Origin of the sequence: Streptomyces sp. NBC_01320, from assembly GCF_035974375.1 — a bacterium.
Lineage (GTDB): Bacteria > Actinomycetota > Actinomycetes > Streptomycetales > Streptomycetaceae > Streptomyces > Streptomyces yanii.
Genome location: NZ_CP108390.1, coordinates 7,134,812 through 7,158,238 on the forward strand (window position 1 = coordinate 7,134,812; position 23,427 = coordinate 7,158,238).

Here is a 23,427-nt window from a genome sequence, read left to right on the forward strand (position 1 = left end):
ACGTCCAGGGGAGACCCCACAAGGCGCGAGGTCTAATGACAGACCCGGCTTCGGGGACTGTCCGAGGGCCCTGGCAGCATCGGCTTCGATCTCACGCCTCACAGGCAAGAAGAACACGGGAGTAACAACATGAACCGCAGTGAGCTGGTGGCCGCCCTGGCCGACCGCGCCGAGGTGACCCGCAAGGACGCCGACGCCGTGCTGGCCGCGCTCGCCGAGACCGTCGGTGAGATCGTCGCCAAGGGCGACGAGAAGGTCACCATCCCCGGCTTCCTGACCTTCGAGCGCACCCACCGTGCCGCTCGCACCGCTCGTAACCCGCAGACCGGCGACCCGATCAACATCCCGGCCGGCTACAGCGTGAAGGTCTCCGCGGGCTCGAAGCTCAAGGAAGCCGCCAAGGGCAAGTAGGACCCGTAGGCGCGACGGAGGGCGGTCACCCCGACCAGGGTGACCGCCCTCCGTCGTACCGCCCGCAGAAGCGGCCCTGAGCCCTTCGGCGGCCGCCGGACCCTTCCGGTGATCGAAAACGGGGGCCCGGGGGCAGCGCCCCCGAACCCCCGCTCCGGCCCTCGGCCGTCAGACCAGCGAGCCGCCCGGCAGCTCGACCTTCGCTCCGAGCTTCTCCAGCTTCTCCATGAAGTTCTCGTAGCCACGGTTGATCAGATCGATCCCGTGCACCCGCGACGTCCCCTGTGCAGCCAGCGCGGCGATCAGGTACGAGAAACCGCCACGCAGGTCAGGAATGACCAGATCCGCGCCCTGCAGCTTCGTCGGGCCGGAGACGACCGCCGAGTGCAGGAAGTTCCGCTGGCCGAAGCGGCAGTCGGAGCCGCCCAGGCACTCGCGGTAGAGCTGGATGTGCGCACCCATCTGGTTGAGCGCGGAGGTGAACCCGAGCCGGGACTCGTACACCGTCTCGTGGACGATGGACAGCCCCGTGGCCTGCGTCAGCGCCACGACGAGCGGCTGCTGCCAGTCGGTCTGGAAGCCTGGGTGCACGTCCGTCTCCAGGGCAATGGCGTTCAGCGCGCCGCCCGGGTGCCAGAAGCGGATGCCCTCGTCGTCGATCTCGAAGGCGCCGCCGACCCGGCGGAAGGTGTTGAGGAACGTCATCATCGAGCGCTGCTGTGCGCCCCGTACGTAGATGTTGCCCTCGGTCGCCAGCGCCGCGGACGCCCAGGAGGCCGCCTCCAGGCGGTCCGGGATCGCCCGGTGCGTGTACCCGTCGAGCCGGTCGACGCCCGTGATCCGGATGGTCCGGTCGGTGTCCATGGAGATGATCGCGCCCATCTTCTGCAGTACGCAGATGAGGTCCTCGATCTCCGGCTCCACGGCCGCATTGGACAGCTCGGTGACACCCTCGGCGAGCACCGCCGTCAGCAGCACCTGTTCGGTGGAGCCCACCGACGGGTACGGCAGCCGGATCTTCGTGCCGCGCAGCCGCTGCGGGGCCTCCAGGTACTGGCCGTCGGCCCGCTTCTCGATCGTCGCGCCGAACTGCCGCAGCACGTCGAAGTGGAAGTCGATCGGCCGTCCGCCGATGTCGCAGCCGCCGAGACCCGGAATGAAGGCGTGGCCCAGCCGGTGCAGCAGCGGGCCGCAGAACAGGATCGGGATGCGCGACGAGCCCGCGTGGGCATCGATGTCAGCGACGTTGGCGCTCTCGACATGGGTGGGGTCCAGGATCAGCTCGCCCGGCTCGTCACCGGGTCGGACCGTCACACCGTGCAGCTGCAGCAGCCCCCGCACGACCCGCACATCGCGGATGTCGGGCACATTGCGCAGCCGACTGGGCCCGCTGCCGAGCAGCGCGGCGACCATTGCCTTCGGCACCAGGTTCTTGGCGCCTCGGACGCGGATCTCGCCCTCCAGCGGGGTTCCGCCGTGGACAAGCAGGACATCGTCTGTGCCGGTCATGAATCTCGCGTTCCGGAGTGGTCGGGCAGGGGGCCAACCGAAAGGGTAATGGCCTTCCACCCCCGTTCCATAAGGCGGCGGGGGGTGTACGAACGTCATGAATCAGCCACAACACGCTCTGCTCGCCATGCCTCGCGGAGGGTCACCGTGCCTACGCGCCTCCCGGGCCGTTCGCTCCCCACGCACCCGTGCGCCCTGAGCTGCGCTCGGGCTCGCTCGTCGGCCCGGCGCGTCACTTGGTCCCCATGGAGGGCGAAGATGCGGGATCATTTCTGCCATGACCGAGGTGTCCTCGCTCACAGGGCGACTGCTCGTGGCCACACCCGCCCTCGCGGACCCGAATTTCGACCGCGCGGTGGTGCTGCTCCTCGACCACGACGAGGAGGGCTCACTCGGCGTCGTCCTGAACCGCCCCACCCCGGTCGGCGTCGGTGACATCCTCGAGTCCTGGGCCGGCCTGACCGGCGAACCGGACGTCGTCTTCCAGGGCGGTCCGGTCTCCCTCGACTCGGCGCTCGGCGTCGCCGTGATCCCCGGCGACGAGGGGCCGCTCGGCTGGCGCAGGGTGTACGGGGCGATCGGCCTGGTGGACCTGGAGGCGCCACCCGAACTGCTGGCCGCGGCTCTCGGCTCGCTGCGGATCTTCGCGGGGTACGCGGGCTGGGGCCCCGGGCAGCTGGAGACGGAGCTGACCGAGGGCGCCTGGTACGTGGTGGAGTCGGAACCCGGAGACGTCTCCTCGCCACGTCCGGAACATCTGTGGCGGGCGGTCCTGCGCCGTCAGCGCAGCGAACTCGCCATGATCGCCACCTACCCGGACGACCCTTCGCTCAACTGAACCGCGGGGCTTTCAGTACCCTGGCTGTTATGAGCACTCTTGAGCCCGAGCGCGGGGCAGGTACGGGGACCCTCGTAGAGCCGACGCCGCAGGTGTCGAGCGGCGACGGCGACCACGAGCGCTACGCCCATTACGTCCAGAAGGACAAGATCATGGCGAGTGCCCTGGAGGGCACCCCCGTGGTCGCACTGTGCGGAAAGGTCTGGGTGCCGGGGCGCGACCCCAAGAAGTATCCGGTCTGTCCCATGTGCAAGGAGATCTACGAGTCCATGGGCGCCGGTGGCGACAAGGACAAGGGCAAGGGCGGCAAGGACAAGAAGTAGCCCGTTCGCAGACCGTTCGGCCGAACCCCCGGAGTGCGCTGATGCGCGCCCGGGGGTTCTGTGTGCAGCCGTCGTCCCGGGGTGTGACGCGGGCTGTACCGGCGCCCACGCGCGGCACGGGTGAGCCGACGGGCCTGGTCGAGGTGTCGTCAAGGCGGTGACGGGAGTTGGCGACGCGGCGCCTGCCGCGCACTCACGTCGCCCGCCCGGCCGCGTTCGGTGGCTTCGGCCCGGATCGCGCCCCGCCGGCGACCCCATGTGCTGATCCACGTGCTGATCCACCGGGGGGTGACGATCGCTCCGCATGCCGTGGCTCGAGAGCGCGGACCTTGCCGCGGGCCTGCGTTGGGGGCACGCATCTGCGGCACGACATCCCGCCACCACCCGACGAACTCCGCAGCACCCAGGATCCCCGGACCGGTCCATCCACTGCGGCATACCCTCGACGGCGACGGCCATCCCCTTGCTGGTCTTCTTCGTACTCGTACAGCGACGCCCGGTCCCGGAACCGGGCGGAGCGGTTAAGGACTGACGTCATGGACATCGAGGGTCTGATTCCGGCGCCGCTGCGCGCCACGAACTCCACGGTCGGCTTCGTTCTTGATCAGGACACTGTTGTCGTCGCGCAACCGGGCACGGAGCGCATCGCACGCCATCTGTGCGGCACCCTCGCCGCCGCGACCGGGCTGCCGCTGGCGCCGGGCAAGGCCGACAACGGGAACGCGATCCGCCTGCGGACCGATCCCGAGGTGGCGGCGGAGCTGGGCCCCGAGGGGTACCGGCTGTCCGTGGACGGCGACGGCGTCACCGTGTTGGGCGGCGGCGCGGCCGGAGTCCATTGGGGTACGCAGACCCTGCGCCAACTCCTGGGCCCCGACGCCTACCGGCGGGCCCCCATGGACCCGGAGCGGCAGTGGCGCGTCCCGGGCTGCACCGTCGAGGACCGCCCCCGGTTCTCCTGGCGCGGCCTGATGCTCGACGTCTCACGGCACTTCCTACCCAAGGACGACATCCTGCGCTACCTCGACATCCTCGCCGCCCACAAGCTGAACGTCTTCCACTTCCACCTCACCGACGACCAGGGCTGGCGGGTGGAGATCAAGCGCTTCCCGAAGCTCACCGAGATCGGTTCCTGGCGCACCCGTACCAAGCACGGACACCGGGCGTCGGAGCTGTGGGACGAGACCCCGTACGGCGGTCACTACACGCAGGACGACATCCGCGAGATCGTCGCTTACGCCGCCGAGCGGCATATCCGTGTCGTCCCCGAGATCGACATCCCGGGCCACTCGCAGGCCGCCATCAGCGCCTACCCGGAACTGGGCAACACCGACGTCATCGACACCACCGCCCTCTCCGTCTGGGACACCTGGGGCGTCACTCCGAACGTGCTCGCCCCCACCGACCACACCCTCCGCTTCTACGAGGGCGTCTTCGAGGAGATCCTCGATCTCTTCCCGGCCGCCACCTCGCCGTTCATCCACATCGGCGGCGACGAATGTCCCAAGGACCAGTGGAAGGCGTCCCCGGCCGCCCAGGCGCGGATCAAGGAACTCGGCCTGGCCGACGAGGAGGAGCTGCAGTCCTGGTTCATCCGGCACTTCGACAGCTGGCTCACCGCGCGCGGCCGCCGCCTCATCGGCTGGGACGAGATCCTCGAAGGCGGCCTCGCGGACGGCGCGGCGGTGTCGTCGTGGCGCGGGTACGCGGGTGGCATCGCCGCCGCCGAGGCCGGGCACGACGTCGTGATGTGCCCGGAGCAGCAGGTCTATCTGGACCACCGTCAGCACGGCGGCCCCGACGAGCCGATGCCCATCGGGTACGTACGCACCCTGGAGGACGTCTACCGCTTCGAACCCGTACCGCCGGGCCTGACCGACGAGGCGACCCGCCATATCCTGGGCACCCAGGCCAACGTGTGGACCGAGGTCATGCAGAACCGGTCCCGCGTCGACTACCAGGTCTTTCCGCGGCTCGCGGCGTTCGCGGAGGTCGCCTGGTCGGCACTGCCCGCCTCCGCCGACCGGGACTTCACCGACTTCGAGCGCCGGATGACCGCGCACTACGCCCGACTTGACGCGCTCGGCGTCGATTACCGCCCGCCGGGCGGCCCGTTGCCGTGGCAGAAGCGCCCCGGCATCCTCGGACGTCCGATCGAGGGGGCGCCCCCGAACGTGTGATCCCGCCCGCGGACCGGGCCCGGGCCACCGCGGTTCCTGGGACCGTGGTGGCCGGAAGCGCTCTCGCCGGCCCTGCCGGAACCGCGCTTCCTCGGACGGGAATAAGTCGTACAAAGCTTACCGAAGAGTGGCAATTCACACTCTGTGCATAAGGGGCGCGAAAGCGGAGCATCCCCCAGGTCAGGGGCGGATGCGCCCTTCGCGGACCCTCGCGTCGGTCCGATCGGAAGATGTGCCAGAGTTGCCACGTCCGGGCTTTGAGCACGTACCGTACGGCGAAACAAGCGGGACGCCGGGACACCGGGAAGGGGCAGCTGGGTTGACCACGCACGCACCGCAGGCGACGCAGACGGTGACTCTGCCCGCCTCGCTCGACGAGGCCGTGGCGGCACTCGGCGCCATGCCCGCCGCCGTTCCCGTGGCCGGCGGCACGGACCTGATGTCGGCCGTCAACAAGGGGCTGCTGCGCCCCTCCGGACTCGTCGGCCTCGGCCGCATCAGCGAGCTCCGCGGCTGGCACTACCAGGACGGTCACGCCCTGCTCGGCGCCGGACTCACCCACGCACGCATGGGCCGGCCCGACTTCGCCGCACTGATCCCCGCCCTGGCCGCGTCCGCGCGCGCCGCGGGCCCGCCCCAGATCCGTAACGCCGGGACGCTCGGCGGCAACATCGCCAGTGCGGCCCCGACCGGCGACGCCCTTCCCGTGCTCGCCGCCCTGGAGGCGGAGCTCGTCATCGCGGGTCCCGACGGTGCCCGCCGCGAGATCCCCGTCTCGCATCTGCTGGCCGGCCGGGAGATGCTGGAACCCGCGGAGCTGATCGGCTTCATCCGCGTACCGCTGCTGCACGCCCCCCAGGTCTTCTTCAAGGCGACCGGCCGTACCGGCCCCGGCCGCGCCACCGCTTCCGTCGCGATCGTCCTCGACCCGGCCCGGCGCGGGGTGCGTTGCGCGGTCGGCGCCATCGCGCCGATGCCGTTGCGTCCACTGGAGGCCGAGCGCTGGATCGCCTCGCTGATCGACTGGGACGGCGAACGAGGCCTGGCGCCCGACGCGCTGGCCGCCTTCGGTGAGTACGTGGCCGCCGCCTGCATCCCGGACCAGGCACCGCTCGACGACGGGGGAGAGGCGCCGCCGCTGCCCCCCGCCGTACTGCATCTGCGGCGCACGGTCGCCGCGCTCGCCCGACGCGCGCTGGGGAGGGCACTGTCGTGAGCAACAGCAACGCCGACAACAGGAACAACGAGGGCCCCGCCGACGAGCACGGCGGCTGGCAGCCGACCGCGCAGGGCGGCGAGTACGACGCCGAGGCGACCGCCTTCGTCCAGCTGCCCCCGGAGGACCTGGCGAACATCCCGCTGGCCGCTCCCGGCCAGGGCTACGTACCGCCGATGATCGTGCCGCTGACCCCCGCGGCCGGGCTCGACCCGGCGGCGACGGGCAGCTGGGTCGTGCGGACGCAGAGCGCACAGGACCAGGAGACGGAGCAGCAGGCGGCGGGCGCGGTGCACTGGCCGGACCCGAACGAACAGCAGCACCAGCAGCACCAACAGCTTCCGGAGTACCCGCAGCACGAGCAGTACCCGCAGCAGGGCGAGACGTCGGCCTCGACCGGCCAGTGGAACTTCGCCGAGGCGACGGCCGCCGAAACATCGGGCCACACCGGCCAGTGGACGATCCCGGTCGCCGATGGCGACCTGCCGGAGGAGTCCGGCGAGTTCGCGGCCTCGGCGCTGGCGTCCCAGTGGTACGCGGACCGGACGCCACCGGCCACGCTGCCGGGTGGCGCGCCCGCGCCGTGGGCGACGCAGCCGGAGGCTCCCGAGGTTTCCGGGACGGCCGCGGAGGGCACGGCGGACACCCCGGCGTCGGGCACGGACCTCACGCAGGTCCCGGCCCCGGACGCCACCGCGCCGGAAACGGCCGAGCCGTTGACGGAGCCCGTGGCCGACACCACCGCCACTCCCGAGCAGGCCCTCCCCACCGACCCCCCTCACGACACCACCTTCGACGCCCCCCTCGACGCGCCCCCCGACACACCCAGCGAGCACCCGTCCGCCTCCTACGTCCTGCATGTGAACGGCGCCGACCGCCCCGTCACGGACGCCTGGATCGGCGAGTCCCTGCTCTATGTGCTCCGCGAGCGACTCGGCCTCGCCGGAGCCAAGGACGGCTGCTCGCAGGGCGAGTGCGGTGCCTGCAACGTCCAGGTCGACGGCCGCCTCGTCGCCTCCTGCCTGGTCCCCGCGGCCACCGCGGAGGGCAGCGAGGTCCGTACGGTCGAGGGCCTGGCCGTCGACGGCGAGCCGTCCGACGTGCAGCGCGCCCTGGCCGACTGCGGTGCCGTCCAATGCGGCTTCTGCATCCCCGGCATGGCCATGACCATCCACGACCTGCTGCAGGGCAACCACGCCCCCAGCGAACTGGAGACCCGCCAGGCACTCAGCGGCAACCTCTGCCGCTGCTCCGGCTACCGCGGCGTCCTGGACGCTGTGAACGACGTCATCGCGGGCCGCGAGGCGAGCACCGAGGCGGTCACGGAGCCCGGCGCCGCCACCGCGGATGCGCATTCCACCGACGCCCGCATCCCGCACCAGGCGGCGCCCGGTGCCGGTAGTGTCCAGCCCCATCTGCAGGACGGAGGCATGGCGTGAGCAACGACGCAGCCACCGCAACCCACACGGCGCTCACCATTCCGCCGGTGGACGGCCCCGGCGCCGAGCCGCCCGTACTCGGCATCGGCGCCTCTCTGCCGCCCGCCGACGCCCGTGCCAAGACCGAGGGCACGTTCCCGTACGCGGCCGACCTCTGGGCCGAGGGACTGCTCTGGGCGGCCGTGCTCCGTTCCCCGCACCCGCACGCCCGCATCCTGTCCATCGACACCACGGGCGCCGCGGAGATGCCCGGCGTACGTGCGGTCGTCACCCACGAGGACGTCCCCGGCGACGGGGCGTACGGACGCCGGGTCGTCGACCGCCCCGTCTTCGCCTCCGAACTGGTCCGCCACCACGGCGAACCGATCGCCGCGGTCGCCGCCGACCACCCCGACACAGCCCGCCTCGCCGCAGCGGCGATCGTCGTCGAGTACGACGTCCTCGAACCGGTCACCGACCCGGAAAAGGCGTTCGCCGCGGAGCCCCTGCACCCCGACGGCAACCTCATCCGCCACATCCCGCTGTGCTACGGCGACCCGGACATCACCGGCGACGTCATCGTCGAGGGCCTCTACCGCATCGGCCGCCAGGACCCCGCCCCGATCGGCGCCGAGGCCGGCCTCGCCGTGCCGCGCCCCGACGGCGGTGTGGAGATCTACACCGCCTCCACCGACCCGCACACCGACCGCGACCTCGCCGCCGCCTGCTTCGGCCTCGAACCGGACCGGGTGAAGATCGTCGTCACCGGCGTTCCCGGCGCGACCGGCGATCGCGAGGACCCGAGCTTCCAGCTCCCGCTCGGCCTGCTCGCCCTGCGCACCGGCTGCCCGGTCAAACTGGCCGCCACCCGCGAGGAGTCCTTCCTCGGCCACGCCCACCGCCACCCGACGCTGCTCCGCTACCGCCACCACGCGGACGCAGAAGGCAGGCTGGTCAAGGTCGAGGCGCAGATCCTCCTCGACGCGGGTGCGTACGCCGACGCCTCGTCCGAGTCCCTGGCCGCCGCGGTCGCGTTCGCCTGCGGTCCGTACGTCGTCCCGCACGCCTTCATCGAGGGCTGGGCGGTCCGTACCAACAACCCGCCGTCCGGCCATGTGCGCGGCGAGGGCGCCATGCAGGTCTGCGCGGCGTACGAGGGCCAGATGGACAAGCTGGCCGCCAAACTCGGCATCGAGCCGGCCGAACTCCGCCTCCGTAACTCGCTCTCCACCGGCGACATCCTCCCGACCGGCCAGACAGTGACGTGCCCCGCCCCCGTGGCCGAACTCCTGCGTTCGGTAAGGGACTTCCCGCTCCCCGCGCTTCCCAAGGACTCCCCGGAGGACGACTGGCTGCTCCCCGGAGGCCCGGAGGGCGCAGGCGAACCCGGTGCCGTACGCCGCGGCGTCGGCTACGCACTCGGCATGGTCCACATGCTCGGAGCGGAAGGCGCGGACGAGGTCTCCACTGCCACGGTCAGGGTCCACAACGGCGTCGCCACGGTCATCTGCGCCGCGGTCGAAACCGGCCAGGGCTTCAGCACCCTGGCCCGCCAGGTCGTCCAGGAGACCCTGGGCATCGAAGAGGTCCACGTGGCCGCGGTCGACACCGACCAGCCCCCGGCGGGCCCGTCCACACACGGCCGCCACACCTGGGTCTCCGCCGGAGCGGTGGAACGCGCCGCCAAGATGGTCCGCACCCAGCTTCTCCAGCCCCTGGCCCACAAGTTCGGCATGTCCACCGAGCTGCTCCAGATCACGGACGGCAAGATCACCTCCTACGACGGGGTGCTGTCCACGACGGTCACGGAGGCGATGGACGGCAAGGAACTCTGGGCCACCGCCCAGTGCCGCCCCCACCCGACCGAGCCGCTCGACGAGTCCGGCCAGGGCGACGCGTTCGTCGGTCTCGCCTTCTGCGCGATCCGCGCGGTTGTGGACGTCGACATCGAACTCGGGTCGATCCGCGTGGTCGAGATGGCCGTGGCCCAGGACGTGGGCCGGATCCTCAACCCGTCCCAACTGGCGACCCGGATCGAAGCGGGCATCACCCAGGGCATCGGCACGGCCCTGTCGGAGAACCTCCGCACGACCCGCGGTGTGATCCGCCACCCCGACCTCACGGGTTACGCCCTGCCCACCTCCCTTGACGCCCCCGATATTCGCATCGTCAAACTTGTCGAAGAACGAGACGTAGTGGCCCCCTTCGGCGCCAAGCCGGCCTCGGCGGTCCCGGTGGTCACGTCCCCGGCAGCGGTGGCCGCGGCAGTCCGTGCGGCAACGGGCCGCCCGATCAACCGCCTCCCGATCAGGCCCCAGGCAGCGGTGGCAGCCACCAACTCCTAGGCTCAGAACCGATGGTGTGAACTGAGTTGCATGTGCAACGATGGGATGCACGGTGTCGGTGGTGCTGACTACAGTGGTGCCCACTCTGTAATCAGCCGCATACGGGGGAGAGTTCAGTGCTGCCGAGTGACCCTGGGGGATCGACGGACGCGCCGGGAGTGCCGTTCGGGTCGGTTTTCGACTTCGCGCAGAACGCTGTCGGTGAACTGGTCACCGAGCTCTCGTCGTTCACCAAGTTCCGCGACCGGATCGATGAGCTCCTGAAGGACCTCAAGGGCTCTCCGGCCGATGCCAGGAAGCTCGGCGAGGACCGGATGTCGCGCGCCCAGTTCGGCGGCGAGAAGGGCCAGTGGGCCGAGGCGGACGCCCTGCACCGCACGTACAAGACGGTGATCACGGAGCTGGAGCAGCTGTCCGGACTGCTGTCGGACTCCATAGAGGGAATGGGTATCGCGGTCCTCGCGTCGCACAAGGGTTACGAGCACGTCGACCTGGACGTCCGTGAACGCATGCTCGCGATCAGAGACGGTGCCCGGGCGCACCAGGAGGCCCACCAGGACACCACGGCTTCGGCGAAGCAGCCAGCCGTGGCCGATGGGCGGGCGCAGCAGCCGCACAGCGGTGGACACGCGGGGATCGGTGGCCTGTGACGGCGATGGCGTGCACCTGGGGCGTACAGGAACGACGGGGATAGGGAGAGCGACGGTATGGGTCAGACGGGGAGCGGCTCGGGTACGTCGTTCGAGAACATGTCCCACGAGCGGATGCTGGAGTGGCTTGACCAGGCGAACAGTGGAGCCGTGCAGGGGGCGGCGGACAAGTTGCGCCACGCATCGGAGGAGATCCGCAAGATCGCGGAGGACCTGAAGATCCGTCCGCAGTGGGTCGAGTGGAAGGGCGCAGGCGCCGACGCCTTCCGCACCTGGAGTGCAGACCTGGCCAACGCGACGCTGCGCCTGGGCGCCTACAGCGAGGGCGCTTCGAAATGGCTCACCGAGGCCTCCGGCGCAATCGCCACCACCCAGGCGTCGATCCCGCGCACGGAATCGGGTGACAAGGCCCGCGTGGAAGAAGCCCAGACAGTAAGCAAGGACTCGGGCGCGTCAGCGGCGGACAAGGAGTCTGCGGCGGCGTTGTTGTCGGCGAAGGAGAGGGACCGCCAGGAGGCGGCTGCGCAGATGCGCAGGCTGGCGCAGACATACTCGTTCTCATCTTCGCAGATGGCGGCCTTGGAGAAGCCGGTATTTCCGCCGCCGCCGGATTCGATTGTGCCGGAGCGGGAAGGTGGCATCAGCGACTCGGAGGGCTGGGCATCTCCCGGTTCCGGGCCGGGAGGGGCTGGTGACGGTGTGGGATACGCAGCGCCCACACACGCCTCGTCCGCGGAGGTGTCCGATCTTGGAACATCAGGTGCCGTGGACCGTGCGACGGTTCATATGTCGGCGCACTCGGGAACCCCTGTGGATATGGAGATCGACGGCCTGGCGACCTTGCCGCAGTCGCCCTCTACGCCCGTTGGCGCGCCGACGGGACCGCCGCTGACGGGCAAGCCGGACGGAAGCTCCCCGCCGGGCCCTAGCGTGATGCCGCCCGTATTCGGGGGCAATTCGACGTTGACCCCGAATCAGCAGGGCGCCGGACGCTACAGGGGCACGGGCGTCCGTCCTCCGTCATTGCCTGGTCCGAATGGCCTCGGCACCGGTCAGACAAGTCGTATGCCCCGTGACAGTGGCATCAGCGGTGGTCGGCCGGTTGCCCAGACCGGCGGGCGTCCGACGGGCGGACTCCCCCGTGGCACGGTGGTCGGTGGCGAAGGTGCGCATGGCCGAGGCCCGATGGGGCACGGTGCGGGCATCGGCGGTCCGAGCGGTGGCCAGAGCGGGCTTCCCGGCGGCCGTCGGCTGGCCGGAGAATCAGGCGGAATCGTCGGCGGCCGTCCTCAGCAGCCGGGGCGTTCGAGCGGCCATCCCTTCACGCCCGGTGGCTCCGGTCTGGTTCGGGGCAATGGTGCGAGTGACGGTACGCATGCGGCCGGACAGGTGGGACGCGGAACGAACGCTGCGGCGGGTGCCCGTCCGGGCTCCTCCCGTCGCGACGAGGGCGGCGAGCGACCGGACTACCTGACGGAAGACGAAGAGACCTGGCAGCAGGGCCGTCGACGCGTTGTCCCCCCAGTGATCGACTGATCGAAAGTATTCGGTGAAGGACGCAGATGCCTACCAGCAACATGCACACGGGCCGAACTAGGACCGCCGCGTCGGTGGCCGTTGGGATGCTGCTGGTGGCTGCGACGGCCGGGTCGGCTCACGCTGAATCGGTCCGGTCGTACCAATGGCACCTGACTGCCATGAAGGCCGAGGAGATCTGGCAGATCAGCACTGGCAAGGGCGTTGTCGTCGCGGTCATCGATACAGGGGTGGACGCGTCGAACCCTGACCTTCAGGGACAGGTGCTCAAGGGCAAGGACTTCGCTCCGGGCGAATTGGGTGACGAGCAGACCGACTATGACGGCCACGGCACGGGCATGGCCGGCCTGATCGCCGGCACCGGTGGAGCCCGCGGCGGGGACGGTGCGTTCGGTCTCGCTCCCGGAGCGAAGATTCTGCCTCTCCGGATTCCTGACAAGGCCGCCAACCTGGAGGCCGACATCAAGCAGTTCAACACCGCTGTTCCGGCGGCAATCCGATACGCAGCGGATAGCGGCGCCAAGGTCATCAACCTTTCCCAGGCGGCGAGCGAGGGCTCGCAGCAGTTGACGAACGCAGTGAAGTACGCCCTGGACAAGGGCTCATTGGTCTTCGCCGGTACGGGTAACGACGCGAAGACCGGCAACGTCGTCAAATATCCGGGGGCGACGCCCGGAGCCGTCGGAGTCGGGGCCATCGGCAAGAATCTGAAGAAGACCGGCGAATCCCAGTTCGGCCCTCAGGTGGACCTTTCCGCGCCGGGCGACGAGATGATCCACGCCTGTTCGAGCAAGACGCGCCTCTGCACCTCACACGGCACCAGCGACGCCACCGCCCTCGCCTCCGCCTCCGCCGCCCTGATCTGGTCCAAACATCCCGACTGGACCAACAATCAGGTCCTGCGGGTCATGCTCAACACAGCCAGTGGCCCAACCGATGGCGCCGAGCGCAACGACTACGTGGGTTATGGGGCCGTCCGCCCGCGGATCGCCCTGAAGACTCCCGGCGACCCCGGCCCCGCCGACGTATACCCGCTCCCCGACCTCGCGGCCGCCGAGACTTCCGCTCCTTCCGCCAAGCCCTCCAAGGCGAGGGGGAGTTCGCAGCACGACGACAAGTCAGCCGCTGTAGCGCCGGCTGACGACAAGAGCAACACCGGTCTCTGGATCGGACTCGGCATCGGCGCAGCCGCCCTCATCGGTGCAGCGGTTGCCGTCCCGGCCGTACGCTCTCGCCGCCGCAAGGCGGCCACGGGTGCAACCCCGTACCCGTACCAGCCTCCGTACCCGTACCAGCAAGCCCAGCCTCAGCATCAGCCCGCACCGTCGGCCTTCGGCCCCCCTCCCACTGCTCCTCGCGGCTCCAACTCGCCCTACGGGGGCCATTCGTACGGTGAAGGGCCGACCAGCTGAGCCCGTGTTCGAGCGACGCAGAGCACTCGCTAAGGACTTGGACGCGCGTGAGAAGCAGGGAACACGAAGGCGAGCAACTGTGACCACCGGGCCCGAACTCCCGTGGTTCAAGTCCAGCTACAGCGGCAACGAGGGCGAGGAGTTGGCCGGGTACGTCGCACTCGTGCGGATGCAACCGCTGTACGTCGTCGTGCTCGCTCCCGAGCCGCGGGCCGTTGCCGAGCGGGAGGCCGGGCGGGGCAAGAGCGATCACGGGCCGGCTGGACGGTCGAGTCGCTGGACCGGGTGCTGCGGGAGGAGACGCCGCGGGAGGAGACGCCGCGGGCGGTTGCCCGTGGACGACGACGGCGCCCGCTGACGCCGGCCGGAATCTATGTCGTGCAGTCGTACTGTTCGGTGAGGTTGCCGACGCCCTCCAGGAGGATGGTGCGGCTCTTGGAGATCAGAGCTGCCGTGTCCCAGTCCTCCTTGACCAGGACGCCTTGGGCGACCTTCAGAGTCACGGTGACATGGGGGGCGCTGGCTCCCATGGGCTTGGCGCAGGAGGCGGGGAGCTGGACTTCGCTCTGGCGCGGTCCGATCCAGCCGGAGTGTCCGCCGCCGACCGGGGCAGCGTCCTTGGCGGGCTCGTTGAGGGTGTCGGCCGGCCGCGCGTCGAGGGTGTACTGGGTCCGGGGAGTCGTGTCCTTGCTCGTCTCGCGACCGACGAAGCAGATGGTGGAGAACACCGGATCCGCTTCGGCGTCCTCGCCCTTGTCCTCGTCCACGACCAGCTTGCCGCCCTTGTGGTCGTCGAGCAGGCCCGCTGTTTCCTTCGTGAGCATCCCCAGGCAGAGGTTCTTCGCCCGGAGATCCTTCAGCGGGCTGGGCCAGAGCTGGATCGCGGCGACGACGGCCGCCGCGACCACGAGCACTGCGGGCAGTACCAGGTTCTTCTTGTTCATCAGTACCTCTCGCCCATCTTCATGTCGGCGTCGCGTCCAGCTCCAGCTCCTTGAGCCCCTTCTCCATCGCCATCTTCCGCAACATGGCGTACATCTGGCGCTCGCCGTCGTCGTAGTGGTTGATCATATTGTTGCGGGTCTCGGCATCGACCTTGGCATTCAGGTCGTTCATGTACGCGGCCGTGCCGACGTCGACCGTGCGCTGGATGGCATCGCCGGCGATGGGGACGGCAGTCAGGGGCGCGCCGATGATGTGGTAGTTCATCATCTTGTTTCAGCCGTTCGCGTCCTTCTGTGCCTGGCCGAGGTCGTAGATGATGCCGCCGCGCACACCGTCGAGGTGACCCAGCACCGCCGAGGACTGTTTGATCCAGGCACGCAGCTCGGGGCCCTCCTTGCGGTACGAGTCCGCCGGGAAGCGGTCGAGCCCGTCGGCGATGACCGTGCTCTGCGCCTTGTGGATGACGCCGAAGGCATTCGGGTCCTCGCCCGTGGACCGGATGATCCGGGTGAGGTCACCCCGATCGATGTCGAGGTTGTTGAAGTCGGTGGGCCCGTCCATGTTCTTGCCGAGGATCTGGTGCACGTCGGAGGCGTAGTCGGCGATCATGTCGCCCATAGGCACGCGCAGGGGGAGGGGAACGGCGTTCTGGTCCTTCTTCGTCGCCTCGGCGTACTCGTCCATCCTGGTTCGGCCTGGGTATCGGCGTAGTCGCTCTCATCGGCGCAGTGGCCGCCGCCCTGACCATCCGCTCCCGCCGCCGCAAGACCGCCGCTGCAGCGGCGCCGCCCGCGTACCCGTACCAGCCTCCGCACCCCAACCCGTACCAGCAATCACAGCCTCACGAACAGTCCACACACCCGGCCTGTACACCCCCTCCGACCGCTCCCCTCGGCTTCAACTCGCCCTGCGCATAGGTACAGGTACTCATGGGCTGTGCGTTGCTGGTGCGCTGTAGTGTCCTTGGCTGGAGTGATCCGCGGGGGAGGGCTACGCATGGCGTGGGACGAGTGGGAACAGATCAAAGCCGAGATGACCGATCGGCAGCCCGTGGCGATGCGGCTCAACCACGTTCCGGTTGAGCCTGGTACCGGGCCCAGCGCCGTAACAGGCGGCCTGACGTCCAGCAAGAAGGCGTGGGCCACGGCCGGCGAAGGGGTGGGCTCCCTTCGCCAGAGCATCGGCACCGAGCTGACCAAACTGGAGGAAGGCCAGGCAGGGCTCGACGCGATCACGGGTTGTCTGAGTGCGGCAGCGCAGAAGGACGTGTACGACTCGTGGAAGAAGTACGCCGAAAGCGTCAGCGAGCGGTGCGGCTCACTCCAGAAGATCCTGGAGCAGGTGGGCCGCGACCTGTTGACGACCGATGAGGCGGTCGACGGCGAGATGCACAAGCTGAACCTCAAGTACGCGGACACGGACGCCGTCGGCGGCCAGGCGAAGGACCGGTGACGGCGGGATGGACTACGCCACCCTCAAGGCCCTCAAGCCCTCCGAGTTCGAGGATGCCGCCGACGGATACCGCTCCATGGGCAGCATGGCCCAGGCAGCCAAGGACTACATCGAGAACGCCGTCGCCGCAGGCATGCGTAAGACGTTGGCGGGCGCGGCAGCGGAGGCGTCGCAGAAGCAGCTTCAAGCCCTGGCGAAGAACTTCCACTACACCCAGACCGAATGCGGCGTGATCAGTACGGCCCTCAACGGGTTCGCCTACGACATGGCGGCCGCCAAACGGAAGCTGGACGCGGCCATCGAGGACGCCCAGGCGGACGGCTGCACGGTGAACGGGGACGGCTCGGTCACGTATCCGGCGGGTCAGAAGCCAGGCGAAGAGAAGGTCGCTGATGGCGGCACGGTGGCGGGAAGTTCCGGAGGCAGCCCGACCTCCGATGCCTTGGAGCGCCAGGCGGCGAACATCCACCCGAACCCGAACTACGGCAAGGCGATGGGGTACGCGAACCGGATCGCCGACGCGCTCAAGGAAGCCACGGACACGGACGCGAAGTGGGCGCCGAAATTACGGGCCCTCAAGGCCGATGACGACCTGACCGTGTCGTCCCGGGACTGGACCGACGTCACGTCGGACACGGGGGGCGTGCGCCAGGCGGCCGACGCCTACCTCGACACGATCAAGCCGCCGCCCAAGAACGATTGGCCCCAGGACAACGCCAACTGGTGGAAGGGCCTGTCCGAGGAGCAGCGCGCAGCCTACGTCTCCATGCACCCAGCGAGTATCGGAGCGCTCGACGGCCTTCCCTCCGACGTACGCGACGACGCGAACCGCATCGTGCTCGCGGAACAGCGCGGTGCCAAGCAGGTGGAGTACGACACCTGGCTCAAGAAGGAACCGGAGCACTACAAGCCCTACATCAGCCCCGTGACGGGTCGCGAGGTGAAGGGCGCGATGGTCCCGACCGAGGAGTGGAAGGAGTGGAACGAGAAGAAGAAGCAGTTCGAGAACGGCTTCAAGGGCATGGACGACATCCAGAAACGCTTCGACAGCTACACGAGCGAGAGCAATCGCCCCTATCTGCTCGGATTCGACGGCAACAACATGGGGCGCGCCGTCGTCTCCATCGGAAATCCGGACACTGCCGACAACGTGGTGACGTACGTGCCCGGAACGTTCGCCGCGCTGGAGTCCATCGACGGAGACATCGGCAGGGCTGTGGCGCTCCAGTCGGAGGCGGAGCGCCAGGATCTCGCCCACTCGACGGCATCGATCGTGTGGCTCGGTTACGACGCCCCGCAGGGCATCATGACGGATGCGACGGAGACCAAGTGGGCCGACAAGGCAGAGGAGCCGCTGGGCAACTTCCTGCAGGGCATTGAGGAAGCCAACCATCGCGACGTGAACCAGACGCTCCTGGGGCACAGCTATGGGTCCCTGGTGGCAGGCCAGACGATGAGCACCCACATAGACCTGCCGGTCGACAACGCGATCATGGTGGGCAGTCCGGGCGTGGGCGTGGACCACGCGAAGGACCTGAACATCCCGGCGGACCATGTCTTCGCGGCCACGGCCAAGAACGACCTCATCAACCTTGCCCCGCCCCCGGCAGGCCCCCTGGCTCCCCTCAACCCGAAGGCGTACATGGAGCTTTTCGACGACCACTCGATCGTCCACGGAACCGACCCGGTCTCCGACGACTTCGGCGGCGTGGTCTTCGACGTCCCCGCCGGGAAGCTGCCGGGCTCAGGAGGCGACATGATGCCCGCCCACTCCCAGTACTGGGACGAAAGGCCCCTCGGTAGCCTGGCAAAGATTGTCACCGGAGGACGGCCGTGAATCTGCGCAGAATGATCCCGGCTGCCGCACTGCTGGTCATGACGGCCATGGTGACCGCGTGCGGGGCGCAGGAGGACGGACAGCAAACCGGCGGAAGAGCATCGAAGCAGGTCACGATGAATGAGCAGCAGGCGATCGACCGGGCAGAGGAAATCATCAACCAGGCGGTGGACGGTATGTCCCCCAAGCCGACACTGGAGCGCATGGGCCACGCCCCCGTCGGCTCCTGCATCGCCAGGGACGACCACGGCCCTGATGACCGCCTGCAGGTCACCCTCATCTACAAGCTGACCGATGTTCCGGGGCCCGAGGCCCAGAACCTCGTGCGGCAGACACGGGATGCCTGGCTGAAGCAGGGATACAAGTACAACTCGTCGGGCGAGGTCGACTGGTCCGGCCCCTTTCCTGCGGTCTACATGCGCACGGAGCCCGACGACTTCTGGATGGACGCCGTGACCGGCGTCGTGGATCGTGCCAAGGGCGAGGGCCTCGCCTCTCTCAAGGTGACATCGCCCTGCTTCCTCCCGTCGGGGAAGTCCTCGGCGTCGACCGCGGCCGACCCCGCCGCACTGGAGGAGCCGCAGGCCGACGATCCCGCTCGGCATCGCGCTCTCGGCCACTCCAGCCGGATCTACGACGCCCTGCGGGTCGGGTCGGCGCCCACGCAGCCCGGGGAAGGCCTCAGCGCGGTCCAGGACGAGTCCGAGGCCTCGGTTCATCACACCTGGTCGACCGAGCCGCTGCCGGAGGACGAGACGGTACAGGCCCTGGCACGCGCGCTGGGGTACTTCCGGAGCGCGGGATGGAGCGTGCGCCACGTGCCGACGCGTGAGGGCACCCCCGCCGTCGTCGCCCGTCACCCCGAAGAGGGCACGATCGCACAGGTCGCAGCCTCGACCACCGGCGCGATGCGCGTCGCGGTTACGACGCCCGTCAACGGTCCGGCGTCCGCAGACGTATGACAGCCGGCCCCACGTGCCGCTGGCGCGAGGTCCGGGTGCGATCCCACGCGGCTCGTTCGCTGCGAGGGGCACCGTGGCCCGCGCCCCGGACCCGGGAAAGCCGCCCGCCCCGGAACTTCCCCGGGGCGGGCGGCTTCGTCTGCGAGGCCGTGACCGGATTCGAACCGGTGTAACTCGAGTTGCAGTCGAGCCCCTGAACCACTCGGGCACACGGCCGTGTGCTGGTGCTTCGTGCTGATGTGTCGACCGTAGGGGCCACGGGAGGTGGGCTCAAGGGTGCGGGCCGCGCTGCAATGCGACTGCCATACCGCGTTCATGCTCGGCGTCCGGTCCTACGACCAAGGGACGAGTGCACGACCGCCTCACGACAGGGCTGAAAGCGGATCTTGCCCCTTACTCTTGGGCTCATGACCGCCCTCGAACCGCGTGACGCCGATGTCTCGCCCCGTGCTGTGGACGCTCCCGTCGTCGCCGAATCCGAAGGGGTACTGGGCCGGACCTACCGGGCGCTCAGCATCGGCATCGTCTCCGTCGTCTTCCTGATCGCCTTCGAGGCGACCGCCGTCGGGACCGCGATGCCGGTCGCCGCCCGGGAGCTGCACGGCATTCCGCTCTACGCGTTCGCGTTCTCCGCGTACTTCACCACCAGCCTCTTCGCCATGGTGCTCTCCGGGCAGTGGGCGGACCGGCGCGGGCCGCTGACGCCGCTCGCCACCGGGATCGGTGCCTTCGGCGCCGGTCTGCTGCTGTCGGGGACGGCGGCCGGCATGTGGATGTTCATCGCCGGGCGGGCCGTGCAGGGGCTCGGCGGCGGGCTGGTGATCGTGGCGTTGTACGTGGTGGTCAGCCGGGCCTATCCGGAGCGGATCCGGCCGGCGATCATGGCCGCTTTCGCCGCGAGTTGGGTCGTCCCGTCCGTCGTCGGGCCGCTCGCCGCCGGCAGCGTGACCGAGCATCTGGGCTGGCGCTGGGTCTTCGTCGGGATTCCGGTTCTGGTGGTCTTCCCGCTGGCCCTCGCGCTGCCCGCGATCCGGCGCATGGCGTCCGGGCCTGCTGATCCGTCGGCGCCCGTCGAGCAGTACGACCGTCGGCGCATCGGTCTGGCGCTCGCCATTTCGGTGGGGGCCGGTCTGTTGCAATACGCGGGGCAGGAGCGGAACTGGTTTGCGCTGATTCCGGCCGCCGCGGGTGTCGCTCTGCTCGTTCCCGCCGTACGGGGGCTCCTGCCCGTCGGCACCGGGCGGGCGGCGCGTGGGCTGCCGTCGGTGGTGCTGCTGCGCGGGATCGCCGCCGGGTCGTTCATCGCAGCCGAGTCCTTCGTGCCGCTGATGCTGGTGACGCAGCGCGGGTTGTCCCCGACGATGGCCGGGCTGTCGCTCGCCGCCGGGGGCGGGACCTGGGCGCTCGGTTCGTACGTACAGGCCCGGCCACGCCTGGAGCCGTACCGGGAGCGGCTGATGGTGGGCGGCATGGTGCTCGTCGTTGCGGCGATCGCGGGCGCGCCGTCCGTACTGATCGCGGGGGTGCCGGTGTGGACGGTGGCGGTCGCCTGGGCCGTCGGGTGCTTCGGCATGGGCATGGTGATCGCTTCGACGAGCGTGCTGCTGCTGAAGCTGTCGCCGCCGGAGGAGGCGGGTGCCAACTCCGCAGCGCTCCAGATCTCCGACGGGCTCTCGAATGTGCTGCTGCTGGCGGCCGGGGGTGCGGCGTTCGCCGCGCTCGGCGGCGGCGCCTTGGGGGCGGTGCACGACTCGGTGGAGGCGGGTGCTTCGGGGGCGCATCCGGGGGCATTCGCGGTGGTGTTCCTGCCGATGGCGGGGGTGGCGCTGGTGGGGGCGTGGGTAGCCGGCCGGGTGCGGGAAAAGGCGTAGTACCGCGTCGTACCACGCGTGCCGGCGTTTTCGGCCAGGACGCTTCTGCCGGACGTCCGGCAGAAGGCCGCGGCGCCGATCGAGTCCCTGGCACGCAACCACGCGCCGGTGGTCGGGTGCAGAAACGCCCAGGTCGTGTGCCGGACGATGCGCTTGTCACCGCCGCCCTCGATGCCGACGAGGCCGAGACGTTCGTGCCGGACGTGTGCCGGCGCGCCCTCGGCATGCCCGGCATCGCCGCGAAACTGCCCCGGTTCGCCGCGTAGCCACACGCTGTGAAGAGGGTCTCAACGGGGACGAACCCCGGCTCGTTCGTACGGGGTTCCGGCCGGGCCCCCGGTAAGGTGGCCCGGTTGTCGTATCGCGTACGAGCCCCTCCCGGCCCGTACGGGCAGCACCCCACGTACCCGAGAGCCCCGAACCGGAGACCGTGACTACTACCGCCTCCCACCACCTCTCACCCGCCTATCCCGGCCGCGCCCCCTGGGGCACGGCCGGCAAGCTGCGAGCCTGGCAGCAGGGCGCCATGGAGAAGTACATCCAGGAGCAGCCGCGTGACTTCCTCGCGGTCGCCACGCCCGGCGCAGGGAAGACCACCTTCGCGCTGACCCTCGCGTCATGGCTGCTGCACCACCACGTCGTGCAGCAGATCACCGTCGTCGCGCCGACCGAGCACCTGAAGAAGCAGTGGGCGGAGGCGGCCGCCCGGATAGGGATCAAGCTCGACCCCGAGTACAGCGCCGGACCCGTGAGCAAGGAGTACCACGGGGTCGCGGTCACGTACGCCGGTGTCGGTGTCCGCCCGATGCTGCACCGCAACCGGTGCGAGCAGCGCAAGACTCTCGTGATCCTGGACGAGATCCACCACGCCGGTGACTCGAAGTCCTGGGGCGAGGCGTGCCAGGAGGCGTTCGACCCGGCGACCCGGCGGCTCGCGCTGACCGGTACGCCGTTCCGGTCCGACACCAACCCGATCCCGTTCGTCGTGTACGAGGAGGGGAACGACGGGATCCGGCGTTCCTCGGCCGACTACACCTACGGCTACGGGAACGCGCTCGCCGACGGCGTCGTCCGCCCCGTGATCTTCCTCAGCTACAGCGGCAACATGCGCTGGCGCACCAAGGCCGGAGACGAGATCGCCGCCCGGCTCGGCGAGCCGATGACCAAGGACGCCATCGGGCAGGCCTGGCGGACCGCGCTGTCGCCCACCGGAGACTGGATCCCGAACGTCCTCGCGGCCGCCGACAAGCGGCTGACCGAAGTGCGCAAGGGCATCCCGGACGCGGGCGGGCTCGTGATCGCCACCGACCAGGAGTCCGCGCGCGAGTACGCCAAGATCCTCAAGAAGGTCACCGGGGAGAAGGCGACCGTGGTCCTCTCCGACGAGAAGGCCGCATCGAAGAAGATCGACAAGTTCAGCGAGGACGACTCGCGGTGGATGGTCGCGGTCCGGATGGTGTCGGAGGGCGTCGACGTGCCGCGTCTCGCGGTCGGTGTGTACGCCACCACCATCTCGACCCCGCTCTTCTTCGCCCAGGCCGTCGGACGCTTCGTGCGGTCGCGCCGGCGCGGCGAGACCGCTTCCGTCTTCGTACCGACCATTCCGATGCTCCTCGACTTCGCGAACGAGATGGAGGTCGAGCGGGACCACGTCCTCGACAAGCCCAAGAAGGGCAGCGACGAGGAGAACCCGTTCTCCGAGGAGGACAAGCTCCTCGCCGACGCGGAACGCCTGGAGGACGAGGAGACCGAGGACCAGTTGCCGTTCGAGGCGCTGGAGTCGGACGCGGTCTTCGACCGGGTGCTGTACGACGGCGCCGAGTTCGGCATGCAGGCGCACCCGGGCAGTGAGGAGGAGCAGGACTACCTGGGGATTCCCGGGCTGCTCGAACCCGACCAGGTGCAGTTGCTGCTGCAGAAGCGGCAGACCCGGCAGATCGCGCACAGCAGGCAGAAGCCGGCTGGGGAGGCCGATCTGCTGGAGAAGCCGGCGGAGGCCCGGCCGGTGGTCACGCACAAGCAGCTGTTGGGGCTGCGCAAGCAGCTCAACACGATGGTGTCGGCGTACACCCACCAGAGCGGCAAGCCGCACGGGGTGATCCACACCGAGCTGCGGCGGGTCTGCGGAGGGCCGCCGAGCGCGGAGGCGACGGCGGGGCAGATCCAGCAGCGGATCAAGAAGGTGCAGGAGTGGGCCACCCGGATGAGGTGAGTCCGCTCGTGTCAGGTGCCGGCCCGGTACGGGGACAGAGATCCTCGTGCCGGGCCGGTGTCATCCGTGCGGCCGTCACCGTCGTGGGGCTGAGGGCCGACGGCTCGCAGACCTCCGATCCGGTGAGGACCGAGGTCATCGGGCTCGACGGGGCTGACAGACCTCACCGTCGACGGCGCGGACGCCGTCGCGATCGGGGTCAAGGAGGTTCCTCGTCGACCGCGGGCCGCGACCGCCGCATTCACCGTCCAGGACACCGTGTTCGCCCTCGACGTCACCGTCCGGGACCCGGCCACGAAGGCGCTACGGG

At 69.7% G+C, this 23,427-nt stretch carries 21 protein-coding genes, 1 tRNA gene and 1 pseudogene; 17 read left to right on the plus strand and 6 right to left on the minus strand.

Annotated elements, in window-relative coordinates; translation table 11 throughout:
• Window positions 1–129 precede the first annotated feature (129 nt).
• The gene (locus OG395_RS32420) at window positions 130–411 is read left to right on the plus strand and encodes an HU family DNA-binding protein (protein ID WP_003968811.1); all 282 of its coding nucleotides are present in this window, start codon (window positions 130–132) and stop codon (window positions 409–411) included.
• Between the two features lie 168 nt (window positions 412–579).
• Here OG395_RS32420 and murA read toward each other — a convergent pair whose 3' ends face one another.
• Window positions 580–1,920, minus strand: a complete 1,341-nt coding sequence (gene murA / locus OG395_RS32425) for a UDP-N-acetylglucosamine 1-carboxyvinyltransferase (RefSeq protein ID WP_037692423.1) — start codon at window positions 1,918–1,920, stop codon at window positions 580–582.
• Between the two features lie 277 nt (window positions 1,921–2,197).
• On the opposite strand from murA, the gene OG395_RS32430 reads away from it, so the two are divergent.
• The 8 genes and pseudogenes from OG395_RS32430 to OG395_RS32460 all read left to right on the plus strand — a co-directional run bounded on the left by OG395_RS32430 (window position 2,198) and on the right by OG395_RS32460 (window position 10,890).
• Entirely contained in the window at window positions 2,198–2,758 is a 561-nt protein-coding gene (locus tag OG395_RS32430; protein ID WP_266985091.1) for a YqgE/AlgH family protein, read from the plus strand.
• A 29-nt stretch (window positions 2,759–2,787) separates the two neighbouring features.
• On the plus strand, window positions 2,788–3,081 hold the full coding sequence (locus OG395_RS32435; protein ID WP_063756076.1) for a DUF3039 domain-containing protein: 294 nt from the start codon (window positions 2,788–2,790) through the stop codon (window positions 3,079–3,081).
• Between the two features lie 412 nt (window positions 3,082–3,493).
• Window positions 3,494–3,613, plus strand: a pseudogene (locus OG395_RS58465) (carbohydrate ABC transporter permease); the annotation flags it as partial.
• A 4-nt stretch (window positions 3,614–3,617) separates the two neighbouring features.
• Window positions 3,618–5,261: a beta-N-acetylhexosaminidase gene (locus tag OG395_RS32440; RefSeq protein WP_327246085.1), complete on the plus strand. Its 1,644-nt coding sequence runs from the start codon at window positions 3,618–3,620 to the stop codon at window positions 5,259–5,261.
• 319 nt (window positions 5,262–5,580) lie between these two features.
• Entirely contained in the window at window positions 5,581–6,477 is an 897-nt protein-coding gene (locus OG395_RS32445) for an FAD binding domain-containing protein (protein ID WP_327246086.1), read from the plus strand.
• Window positions 6,474–7,916 (plus strand): 2Fe-2S iron-sulfur cluster-binding protein, encoded by a 1,443-nt coding sequence (locus OG395_RS32450; RefSeq protein WP_327246087.1) that lies wholly within the window; start codon window positions 6,474–6,476, stop codon window positions 7,914–7,916. The genes OG395_RS32445 and OG395_RS32450 overlap by 4 nt, the downstream gene beginning before the upstream one ends.
• Complete coding sequence (locus tag OG395_RS32455; protein WP_327246088.1) at window positions 7,913–10,240, plus strand: xanthine dehydrogenase family protein molybdopterin-binding subunit; 2,328 nt, start codon at window positions 7,913–7,915, stop codon at window positions 10,238–10,240. The genes OG395_RS32450 and OG395_RS32455 overlap by 4 nt, the downstream gene beginning before the upstream one ends.
• Window positions 10,241–10,356: 116 nt before the next feature.
• The gene (locus tag OG395_RS32460; RefSeq protein ID WP_327246089.1) at window positions 10,357–10,890 is read left to right on the plus strand and encodes a hypothetical protein; all 534 of its coding nucleotides are present in this window, start codon (window positions 10,357–10,359) and stop codon (window positions 10,888–10,890) included.
• Window positions 10,891–11,204: 314 nt separating this feature from the next.
• On the opposite strand, the gene OG395_RS32465 is transcribed toward OG395_RS32460, so the two are convergent.
• Window positions 11,205–11,531, minus strand: coding sequence for a hypothetical protein (locus OG395_RS32465; protein ID WP_327246090.1), 327 nt, complete (start codon window positions 11,529–11,531; stop codon window positions 11,205–11,207).
• Window positions 11,532–12,452: 921 nt separating this feature from the next.
• Here OG395_RS32465 and mycP point away from each other — a divergent pair.
• Entirely contained in the window at window positions 12,453–13,838 is a 1,386-nt protein-coding gene (mycP, locus tag OG395_RS32470; RefSeq protein WP_327246091.1) for a type VII secretion-associated serine protease mycosin, read from the plus strand.
• A gap of 79 nt (window positions 13,839–13,917) precedes the next feature.
• Window positions 13,918–14,196, plus strand: a complete 279-nt coding sequence (locus tag OG395_RS58470; protein ID WP_442818623.1) for a DUF397 domain-containing protein — start codon at window positions 13,918–13,920, stop codon at window positions 14,194–14,196.
• Window positions 14,197–14,209: 13 nt separating this feature from the next.
• Here the strand turns inward: OG395_RS58470 and OG395_RS32480 are convergent, their stop codons facing one another.
• From OG395_RS32480 to OG395_RS32490, 3 genes are read right to left on the minus strand one after another with little or no spacing between them, the layout of a single operon-like run.
• The gene (locus OG395_RS32480; protein WP_327246092.1) at window positions 14,210–14,782 is read right to left on the minus strand and encodes a hypothetical protein; all 573 of its coding nucleotides are present in this window, start codon (window positions 14,780–14,782) and stop codon (window positions 14,210–14,212) included.
• Between the two features lie 19 nt (window positions 14,783–14,801).
• Window positions 14,802–15,050 carry a hypothetical protein gene (locus OG395_RS32485; RefSeq protein ID WP_327246093.1) on the minus strand — a complete coding sequence of 83 codons (249 nt, stop codon included), beginning with the start codon at window positions 15,048–15,050 and terminating at the stop codon, window positions 14,802–14,804.
• 6 nt (window positions 15,051–15,056) lie between these two features.
• Window positions 15,057–15,467 carry a hypothetical protein gene (locus OG395_RS32490; RefSeq protein ID WP_327246094.1) on the minus strand — a complete coding sequence of 137 codons (411 nt, stop codon included), beginning with the start codon at window positions 15,465–15,467 and terminating at the stop codon, window positions 15,057–15,059.
• A 312-nt stretch (window positions 15,468–15,779) separates the two neighbouring features.
• Here OG395_RS32490 and OG395_RS32495 point away from each other — a divergent pair, with 312 nt between their 5' ends.
• Genes OG395_RS32495 through OG395_RS32505 form a run of 3 tightly spaced genes read left to right on the plus strand, consistent with a single transcriptional unit; the run spans window position 15,780 to window position 19,034 of the window.
• On the plus strand, window positions 15,780–16,235 hold the full coding sequence (locus OG395_RS32495; RefSeq protein WP_327246095.1) for a hypothetical protein: 456 nt from the start codon (window positions 15,780–15,782) through the stop codon (window positions 16,233–16,235).
• A 7-nt stretch (window positions 16,236–16,242) separates the two neighbouring features.
• A complete protein-coding gene (locus OG395_RS32500) occupies window positions 16,243–18,072 on the plus strand; it encodes an alpha/beta hydrolase (protein ID WP_327246096.1) in 1,830 nt (609 codons plus the stop codon).
• Complete coding sequence (locus tag OG395_RS32505; RefSeq protein ID WP_327246097.1) at window positions 18,069–19,034, plus strand: hypothetical protein; 966 nt, start codon at window positions 18,069–18,071, stop codon at window positions 19,032–19,034. Before OG395_RS32500 ends, OG395_RS32505 begins: the two co-directional genes overlap by 4 nt.
• Before the next feature lie 144 nt (window positions 19,035–19,178).
• On the opposite strand, the gene OG395_RS32510 is transcribed toward OG395_RS32505, so the two are convergent.
• A tRNA-Cys gene (locus OG395_RS32510) sits at window positions 19,179–19,250 on the minus strand.
• Window positions 19,251–19,441: 191 nt separating this feature from the next.
• Here OG395_RS32510 and OG395_RS32515 point away from each other — a divergent pair.
• The 3 genes from OG395_RS32515 to OG395_RS32525 all read left to right on the plus strand — a co-directional run bounded on the left by OG395_RS32515 (window position 19,442) and on the right by OG395_RS32525 (window position 23,117).
• On the plus strand, window positions 19,442–20,905 hold the full coding sequence (locus OG395_RS32515) for an MFS transporter (protein WP_327246098.1): 1,464 nt from the start codon (window positions 19,442–19,444) through the stop codon (window positions 20,903–20,905).
• Between the two features lie 137 nt (window positions 20,906–21,042).
• A complete protein-coding gene (locus tag OG395_RS32520; protein ID WP_327246099.1) occupies window positions 21,043–21,171 on the plus strand; it encodes a hypothetical protein in 129 nt (42 codons plus the stop codon).
• 164 nt (window positions 21,172–21,335) lie between these two features.
• Complete coding sequence (locus tag OG395_RS32525; protein WP_266985115.1) at window positions 21,336–23,117, plus strand: DEAD/DEAH box helicase; 1,782 nt, start codon at window positions 21,336–21,338, stop codon at window positions 23,115–23,117.
• Window positions 23,118–23,427: the final 310 nt, after the last annotated feature.